The 7,167-nt window shown below is 43.6% G+C and carries 13 protein-coding genes; all 13 read left to right on the top strand.

Annotated features, from left to right (window positions below; all coding sequences use genetic code 11):
• The first annotated feature begins 325 nt into the window (after positions 1–325).
• The 13 genes from JHD69_RS18515 (at position 326) to rplN (ending at position 6,975) form a co-directional block, all read left to right on the top strand.
• Positions 326–1,162 carry a sulfite exporter TauE/SafE family protein gene (locus tag JHD69_RS18515; protein ID WP_199141829.1) on the top strand — a complete coding sequence of 279 codons (837 nt, stop codon included), beginning with the start codon at positions 326–328 and terminating at the stop codon, positions 1,160–1,162.
• Entirely contained in the window at positions 1,159–1,554 is a 396-nt protein-coding gene (locus JHD69_RS18510) for a DUF1634 domain-containing protein (RefSeq protein ID WP_199141827.1), read from the top strand. Before JHD69_RS18515 ends, JHD69_RS18510 begins: the two co-directional genes overlap by 4 nt.
• Before the next feature lie 180 nt (positions 1,555–1,734).
• A complete protein-coding gene (gene rplC / locus JHD69_RS18505; RefSeq protein WP_199141826.1) occupies positions 1,735–2,352 on the top strand; it encodes a 50S ribosomal protein L3 in 618 nt (205 codons plus the stop codon).
• Between the two features lie 4 nt (positions 2,353–2,356).
• Positions 2,357–2,986, top strand: a complete 630-nt coding sequence (rplD, locus tag JHD69_RS18500) for a 50S ribosomal protein L4 (protein WP_199141825.1) — start codon at positions 2,357–2,359, stop codon at positions 2,984–2,986.
• 1 nt (position 2,987) lies between these two features.
• Complete coding sequence (gene rplW, locus JHD69_RS18495) at positions 2,988–3,278, top strand: 50S ribosomal protein L23 (protein ID WP_199141824.1); 291 nt, start codon at positions 2,988–2,990, stop codon at positions 3,276–3,278.
• 23 nt (positions 3,279–3,301) lie between these two features.
• On the top strand, positions 3,302–4,126 hold the full coding sequence (gene rplB / locus JHD69_RS18490; RefSeq protein WP_199141823.1) for a 50S ribosomal protein L2: 825 nt from the start codon (positions 3,302–3,304) through the stop codon (positions 4,124–4,126).
• The gene (gene rpsS, locus JHD69_RS18485) at positions 4,126–4,392 is read left to right on the top strand and encodes a 30S ribosomal protein S19 (protein ID WP_199141822.1); all 267 of its coding nucleotides are present in this window, start codon (positions 4,126–4,128) and stop codon (positions 4,390–4,392) included. Before rplB ends, rpsS begins: the two co-directional genes overlap by 1 nt.
• A 7-nt stretch (positions 4,393–4,399) precedes the next feature.
• Complete coding sequence (gene rplV / locus JHD69_RS18480; RefSeq protein WP_199141821.1) at positions 4,400–4,762, top strand: 50S ribosomal protein L22; 363 nt, start codon at positions 4,400–4,402, stop codon at positions 4,760–4,762.
• A 5-nt stretch (positions 4,763–4,767) separates the two neighbouring features.
• Positions 4,768–5,595: a 30S ribosomal protein S3 gene (gene rpsC, locus JHD69_RS18475; protein ID WP_199141820.1), complete on the top strand. Its 828-nt coding sequence runs from the start codon at positions 4,768–4,770 to the stop codon at positions 5,593–5,595.
• A 35-nt stretch (positions 5,596–5,630) separates the two neighbouring features.
• Positions 5,631–6,053, top strand: coding sequence for a 50S ribosomal protein L16 (gene rplP / locus JHD69_RS18470; RefSeq protein WP_199141819.1), 423 nt, complete (start codon positions 5,631–5,633; stop codon positions 6,051–6,053).
• 73 nt (positions 6,054–6,126) lie between these two features.
• Positions 6,127–6,336 carry a 50S ribosomal protein L29 gene (rpmC, locus tag JHD69_RS18465; protein WP_199141818.1) on the top strand — a complete coding sequence of 70 codons (210 nt, stop codon included), beginning with the start codon at positions 6,127–6,129 and terminating at the stop codon, positions 6,334–6,336.
• A gap of 14 nt (positions 6,337–6,350) precedes the next feature.
• Entirely contained in the window at positions 6,351–6,605 is a 255-nt protein-coding gene (gene rpsQ, locus JHD69_RS18460; RefSeq protein WP_113638059.1) for a 30S ribosomal protein S17, read from the top strand.
• Between the two features lies 1 nt (position 6,606).
• Complete coding sequence (gene rplN / locus JHD69_RS18455; protein ID WP_041878524.1) at positions 6,607–6,975, top strand: 50S ribosomal protein L14; 369 nt, start codon at positions 6,607–6,609, stop codon at positions 6,973–6,975.
• Positions 6,976–7,167: the final 192 nt, after the last annotated feature.

Genomic DNA, 7,167 nt, shown 5'->3' with positions numbered 1-7,167 from the left:
CCCCCCCCCCCCCCCCCCCCCCCCCCCCCCCCCCCCCCCCCCCCCCCCCCTTTTTAGATGTGTATAAGAGACAGGTATTAAACCCACACTTTATTTCAGTATGCTCGATTGCGGTACAAACGAAGATTTCGACTTTGATACAGTCGCCAATAAGGTGAACGAGCATCATCTTCATTGCATCAAGAAAAATATCAGGTTTACGAACGAAGAATTTTAATAACTGAATATTTCTCGACTAAAACCATCAAATTCCACCTTTCCTATAGACTTTATTTAATTGTTTTTTGTTTACAGCAAACAATTTATGTATGCTATATTTGCCGGCATGACAGTGTTGTTGTTTACCCTGATTGTTCTAGTGGGTGCCTTCTTGGCGGGCCTATTGGGTTCTTTAACCGGCTTGGGCGGCGGCGTCATTATCATACCCTTGCTTAACCTGGGGCTAGGCGTTGATATCCACTATGCCATTGGTGCTTCCATCATTTCGGTTATTGCCACCTCTTCGGGTTCGGCGGCAGCTTATGTGAAAGAAGGCATCACTAATGTGCGCATCGGCATGTTTTTGGAAATTGCCACCACGGCCAGTGCCATTGTAGGGGTAATCATTGCTACATATATCAAGGCAGACTATATCATTGTCATCTTCGGACTGATCCTGTTGTTTTCGGCAGTTATGATGCTGCGTAAAAAGGTAGACCATTCCAATAACGAACAAACCAGTATTTTGGCCAATTACTTTAAGCTCAACGGCAGCTATCCTACAGAAGACGGTGTCAAGCAATATGCGGTTCATCGCGTGGTGGGCGGCTTTGCCATGATGTTTGTGGCAGGTACCTTATCGGGCTTGTTGGGCATAGGTTCGGGTGCTTTAAAGGTAATCGGCATGGACAATATCATGCGTATTCCTTTCAAGGTTTCTACTACCACCAGTAATTTCATGATCGGTGTTACCGCGGCGGCCAGTGCATTGGTGTATCTGCACAAAGGCCAGATAGACCCGATGATCGCCATGCCGGTAACCATCGGCGTCATTACGGGGGCAACACTGGGCGCCAAGATACTCATCAAGACCAAAACCGACAAGCTGAAGGTCGTATTTGCTATCGTGGTTACGTTTTTGGCCCTGCAAATGATTTATAACGGATTAAGCGGCAAGGCATGAGCAAGGAAGTTAAACACTATTTGGGCGATAAGGATGTACAGGTAATTCTGGGCACCTTGCTGCGCGTTGGCGTGCTGGTTTCTACTGCCGTGGTTATTTTGGGCGGTATCATCTTTCTTTTTTCGCATAAGGGCCAGGCTGTGTCGTTCGAAACCTTCAAGCCAGAAGAGGCGCGCTTTTCGTCGATTGCCGAAATCTTAAAGGGATTAAGGACTTTTGATGGCCTGGCTATTGTCCAATTTGGCGTGCTTTTGCTTATTTTTACGCCGATTGCACGCATCGTGTTCTCTATTTTCAGCTTTCTGATGGAGAAAGACTATATGTATGTGCTCATTGGTACGCTGGTTTTGGTGATTATTATTGCCAGCTTGTACTTGGATATAGCCCATTAAACTGTTGTTTCTGAGCCTACGAACAGCGGCAGCCTCTATGTAGCAATTATTTTCAAAAATAATTAGCTAACTATTTGAAAATTAAGAATTCTTTCCTATTTTTGCCGTCCCTTAGCGGGGATGTATCCCACCTTGAACGAAGCCCTACTGCTTCGATGGGTGTTAAACTTAAAATAGAAAATGTCAGGTATTATTGGAAAAAAAGTAGGAATGACCAGTATTTTTGACGCCGACGGAAAGAATATTCCTTGTACGGTGATCGAAGCTGGTCCTTGTGTAGTAACACAGGTGAAAACCGAAGAAAAAGATGGCTATGCGTCAGTTCAGTTAGGATTTGATGAAGCCAAAGAAAAAAACACTACCCAACCTTTAAAAGGTCACTTTGCGAAAGCAAGCACTACCCCAAAACGTAAATTGGTTGAGTTCGGCGAGTTTGAAGGAACTGTGAGCCTGGGCGATACCGTTACGGTAAGCATCTTTAACGAAGGTGATTATGTGGATGTAGTTGGTACTTCAAAAGGTAAAGGTTTTCAAGGCGTAGTTAAACGTCATGGTTTTGGTGGTGTTGGAGGTCAAACTCACGGTCAGCACAACCGTTTGAGAGCGCCAGGTTCACTAGGTGCTTCATCATGGCCTTCACGTGTATTCAAAGGAATGCGAATGGCCGGAAGAACTGGTGGCGACAGAGTAAAAATTCAAAACTTGCAAGTGTTGAAAGTTTATGCTGAGCAAAACCTTGTAGTAGTTAGTGGTTCCGTTCCTGGAGCTAAAGGTTCTTACGTAATCTTAGACAAGTAAGCAGATGGAAGTGAAAGTATTAAACATTTCAGGAAAAGAGACAGGTGCCAAGGTGCAGCTTCCTGAAGCGGTGTTCGGTGTAACTCCGAACGATCACGCGATTTATTTAGATGTGAAACAGTATTTGGCTAACCAACGTCAAGGAACGCACAAATCTAAACAACGTAACGAGATTGCAGGTTCTACCCGTAAACTATACAAGCAAAAAGGTACTGGCGGTGCTCGTGCCGGAAGTATCAAATCTCCATTGTTCAATGGTGGTGGCCGTATCTTCGGTCCTCAGCCAAGAGACTACAGCTTCAAATTGAACAAGAAATTGAAATCATTGGCCCGTAAATCGGCCCTTTCTTACAAAGCGCAAGACAACAGCGTGGTGGTATTGGAAGACTTCAATTTCGACAACATCAAAACCAAAAACTATTTGAATTTGGTGAATGCGTTGAATTTGGCTGGAGAGAAAACCTTGTTGGTACTACCTGCGCAAAATAACAATATCTATTTATCAAGCAGAAATATCCAGAAGGCAAAAGTAATTACTGCAGATCAGTTGAATACTTACGATGTATTGAACGCCAGCAAACTTTTGTTAACTGCTAACTCGCTTAAAACATTGGAGGAGGCATTTGCCAAGTAATATGGAAATCTTACAAAAACCAATCTTAACCGAAAAAGCTTCTGCGTTAACTGAAAAAGCTAACCGTTTTACTTTCAGAGTAGACCACAGAGCTAACAAACTGCAGATTAAATCGGCTATCGAGAAAATGTACGGCGTAACGATTGTTGCCCTTAACACCATGATAGTAGATGGCAAAGCCAAATCAAGAAACACCAAAGGTGGTATTGTAACAGGCCGTAGCCCTAAATATAAAAAAGCTATTGTAACCTTGAAAGATGGAGAAACAATAGATTATTACGCGAATATTTAATCAGAATTGAATAATTTATAACTATGGGCTTAAGAAAATTTAAACCAGTTACTCCGGGTACCCGCTTTAGAGTTGGTGCTAGTTTTACGGAGATTACCGCAACCAAGCCCGAAAAATCATTGGTTGTATCTTCTAAGAAATCGGGAGGTCGTAACAATACAGGTAAAATGACGATGCGCTATATCGGTGGCGGTCATAAAAAATCTTTCCGTTTAATCGACTTTAAACGCGATAAATTTGACATTCCTGCTGTTGTAGCTACGATCGAATACGATCCAAACCGTACCGCACGTATCGCCTTGTTGCACTATGTTGATGGAGAGAAGCGCTACATTATTGCACCAGAAGGATTGCAAGTAGGACAAACCGTGCTTTCGGGCGACAAAGCTACTCCAGAAGTAGGCAATACCTTAAAATTGGCCAACATTCCTTTGGGTTCTATTATCCATAACTTGGAAATCCACCCAGGAAAAGGTGCACAATTGGCTCGTAGCGCCGGTGCTTATGCACAATTGGCCGCTAGAGATGGCAAATATGCTACCATTAAAATGCCATCGGGCGAAACCAGGTTGATCTTGGTGACCTGTTTGGCAACCATTGGTACAGTTTCTAACTCAGACCATGCAAACGAAGTACTAGGTAAAGCAGGCCGTAGCCGTTGGATCGGTCGTCGTCCTCGTACACGTCCGGTAGCGATGAACCCTGTAGATCACCCAATGGGTGGTGGTGAGGGCCGCTCATCAGGAGGTCAGCCACGGTCAAGGAATGGTGTTTATTCGAAAGGATACAAAACACGTTCGCTTAAAAAATACTCAAATCGTTTCATCATAGAGAAAAGGAAAAAATAATGGCTCGTTCAATTAAAAAAGGACCTTATATTGACCATAACGTAGAGAAGAAAGTAGCCTCTATGAATGATTCAGGCAAAAAGTCTGTGATCAAAACTTGGTCTCGCAGATCAATGATATCACCAGATTTCGTAGGTCATACATTTGCAGTACATAACGGAAACAAATTTATTCCGGTATACGTAACAGAAAACATGGTTGGTCACAAGCTGGGAGAGTTTGCTCCAACCAGAACATTTAGGGGTCACTCTGAAAAGAAAAAATAATTAAGAGATGGAAGCAGTAGCGAAATTAAACAATTGCCCAACCTCACCGCGTAAGATGCGTTTGGTTGTAGATCTGATCAGAGGTGAGCGTGTAGAGAAAGCTTTACATATTTTGAAATTCACCAACAAAGATGCCGCAGTAAGAGTTGAAAAACTTTTATTATCAGCTATCAAAAATTGGGAGTCGAAAAATGAAGGTTCTCGCCCTGAAGAAAACCAGTTATACGTGAAAACGATAATGGTAGGCGGTGGTCGTCAGTTAAAAAGACTAAGACCAGCCCCACAAGGCCGTGGTTATAGAATCCGTAAACGTTCGAACCACGTTACCTTAATAGTAGATAGTAAAAACGTTGAAACTCAAACTAATTAACAGAAATGGGACAAAAAGCACATCCAATAGGTAACAGGTTAGGAATCATCAGAGGCTGGGATTCTAACTGGTTCGGAGGCAACAACTATGCTGATAAATTAGTTGAGGACGAAAAAATAAGAAAATACCTTTCTGCACGTATCGCTAAAGGCGGTGTAGCCAAAGTAGTAATCGAGCGTACCCTAAAACGTATCACCGTTACTATCCACACTGCCCGTCCGGGTATCGTAATTGGTAAAGCAGGCCAAGAGGTTGACAAGATCAAGGAAGAGTTGAAAAAATTGACCAAAAAGGAAATTCAGATCAACATTTTCGAGATCAAGCGCCCTGAGCTTGACGCACAATTGGTGGCAGAAGGCGTAGCTAAGCAATTAGAAGCCAGGATTTCTTTCCGTAGAGCCATGAAATCAACCATCGCATCAACCATGCGTATGGGTGCCGAAGGGATCAAAATCATGACTTCTGGCCGTTTGGGCGGTGCCGAGATGGCCCGTACCGAGCAGTACAAAGAAGGAAGAATTCCTTTGCATACTTTCCGTGCCGATATTGACTATGCATTAGCAGAAGCTTTGACCACTTATGGTAAAATCGGTGTTAAAGTATGGATCTGCAAAGGCGAAGTTTATGGCAAACGCGATCTTTCTCCAAACATCGGCGCTACGAGCAATGCTCCAGGCAAAGGTGGCGAAAGACCACAAGGCAACTTCGGCGGCAGAGACGGCGGCAGAGATAATAGAGGCGGCGACAGAAGGAACGACAAACGCGGTGGCGGTCGTCCGGGTCAAGGCGGAAGAGATAATAAAGGCGGCGGCAACAGAGGCCCACGCAAATAGTTAACCAATCGTTTAACGATAATATTTAAAATAAAATGTTACAGCCAAAAAGAACGAAGTTCAGAAAGATGCAAAAAGGCAGAATGAAAGGTTTAGCAACTCGTGGTGCTGAATTGTCATTCGGATCTTTCGGGATCAAGTCTTTAGAAGCCACTTGGATCACAAGTCGCCAGATAGAGGCAGCCCGTATTGCGGTAACTCGTTTCATGAAACGTGAAGGCCAAGTTTGGATCAGAATTTTCCCGGATAAACCGGTAACAAAGAAACCAGCTGAGGTACGTATGGGTAAAGGTAAAGGTGCACCTGAATATTGGGTAGCCGTTGTTAGACCCGGACGCATTATTTTTGAGGCAGAAGGCGTGCCTTTGGAAGTTGCCAAAGAAGCCTTGAGACTAGCCGCTCAGAAATTGCCAGTTCAAACCAAGTTTGTCGTACGTAGAGATTACGTAGAAGCATAAAAAAGTTTTGGATCAATGTTGCAAGTGCACTTGTTATTGCAACCGCTAGACCATCACATAAAAATTTAATAAAATGAAAAACTCAGAAATCACAGGGCTTTCAAAAGAAGAATTAGTAGCAAAGATTGCAGAAGAAAAAGAAAACTTAACCAAGTTAAAATTCGCTCACGCAATTTCGGCTATCGAAAACCCTTCTCGTATTAAGAAGGTGAGAAGAGACATAGCCCGATTAAATACTGAATTGGCTAAGCAAAATGCTCAGTCAGCTACTGAAACTAAATAACTTTTAGAGTCGAAATGGAAAGACAATTAAGAAAAACAAGGACCGGGTTGGTGGTAAGCAATAAGATGGATAAATCTGTTGTTGTAGCAGTTGAGCGTAAAGTGAAACACCCGATTTATGGTAAATTCGTAAAGAAAACTACGAAATTTATGGCTCATGACGAGAAAAACGAATGTGGTATCGGTGATACGGTATTGATCATGGAGACTCGTCCGCTGAGTAAAAACAAGAACTGGAGATTGGTACAAATTTTAGAAAGAGCTAAATAAGATGGTACAGCAGGAGTCAAGATTAAACGTAGCCGACAATAGCGGCGCAAAACAAGTATTGGTTATCCGCGTACTTGGTGGTACTGGCAAAAGATATGCTTCTATCGGTGACAAAATTGTAGTAACCGTAAAAAGCGCTTTGCCTTCAGGTAACATTAAAAAAGGAACAGTTTCTAAAGCAGTTGTAGTAAGAACTAAAAAAGAAATCCGTCGTAAAGATGGTTCTTATATTCGTTTTGACGACAATGCAGCCGTATTGTTGAATGCACAAGATGAGCCACGTGGTACACGTATTTTTGGCCCGGTAGCAAGAGAGCTGCGTGAGAAACAATTCATGAAGATTGTATCATTAGCACCGGAGGTATTATAATATGAAAAATAAAGTAACACAAGCCAAGGTAAAGATCCGTAAAGGAGATTTAGTAAAGGCTGTCTCTTATACACATCTGACGCTGCCGACGAACCACGACAAAAAAGGGGGGGGGGGGGGGGGGGGGGGGGGGGGGGGGGGGGGGGGGGGGGGGGGGGGGGGGGGGGGGGGGGGGGGGGGGGGGGGGGGGGG

The sequence above is a fragment of the Pedobacter sp. ASV12 genome (genome assembly GCF_016429155.1).
GTDB lineage: Bacteria > Bacteroidota > Bacteroidia > Sphingobacteriales > Sphingobacteriaceae > Pedobacter.
The sequence above is the reverse complement of the archived record's forward strand: the minus strand, read 5'-3'. Positions and strand labels throughout refer to the sequence as shown.

Excerpts from the sequence above, each read along its gene's own strand:
- rpsC (WP_199141820.1), top strand. The coding sequence starts at position 4,768 with ATGGGACAAAAAGCACATCCAATAGGTAACAGGTTAGGAATCATCAGA.
- rplC (WP_199141826.1), top strand. The coding sequence starts at position 1,735 with ATGTCAGGTATTATTGGAAAAAAAGTAGGAATGACCAGTATTTTTGAC.
- rplV (WP_199141821.1), top strand. The coding sequence starts at position 4,400 with ATGGAAGCAGTAGCGAAATTAAACAATTGCCCAACCTCACCGCGTAAG.
- rpsS (WP_199141822.1), top strand. The coding sequence starts at position 4,126 with ATGGCTCGTTCAATTAAAAAAGGACCTTATATTGACCATAACGTAGAG.
- JHD69_RS18510 (WP_199141827.1), top strand. The coding sequence starts at position 1,159 with ATGAGCAAGGAAGTTAAACACTATTTGGGCGATAAGGATGTACAGGTA.
- JHD69_RS18515 (WP_199141829.1), top strand. The coding sequence starts at position 326 with ATGACAGTGTTGTTGTTTACCCTGATTGTTCTAGTGGGTGCCTTCTTG.
- rplD (WP_199141825.1), top strand. The coding sequence starts at position 2,357 with ATGGAAGTGAAAGTATTAAACATTTCAGGAAAAGAGACAGGTGCCAAG.
- rplB (WP_199141823.1), top strand. The coding sequence starts at position 3,302 with ATGGGCTTAAGAAAATTTAAACCAGTTACTCCGGGTACCCGCTTTAGA.
- rplW (WP_199141824.1), top strand. The coding sequence starts at position 2,988 with ATGGAAATCTTACAAAAACCAATCTTAACCGAAAAAGCTTCTGCGTTA.
- rpmC (WP_199141818.1), top strand. The coding sequence starts at position 6,127 with ATGAAAAACTCAGAAATCACAGGGCTTTCAAAAGAAGAATTAGTAGCA.
- rpsQ (WP_113638059.1), top strand. The coding sequence starts at position 6,351 with ATGGAAAGACAATTAAGAAAAACAAGGACCGGGTTGGTGGTAAGCAAT.
- rplP (WP_199141819.1), top strand. The coding sequence starts at position 5,631 with ATGTTACAGCCAAAAAGAACGAAGTTCAGAAAGATGCAAAAAGGCAGA.
- rplN (WP_041878524.1), top strand. The coding sequence starts at position 6,607 with ATGGTACAGCAGGAGTCAAGATTAAACGTAGCCGACAATAGCGGCGCA.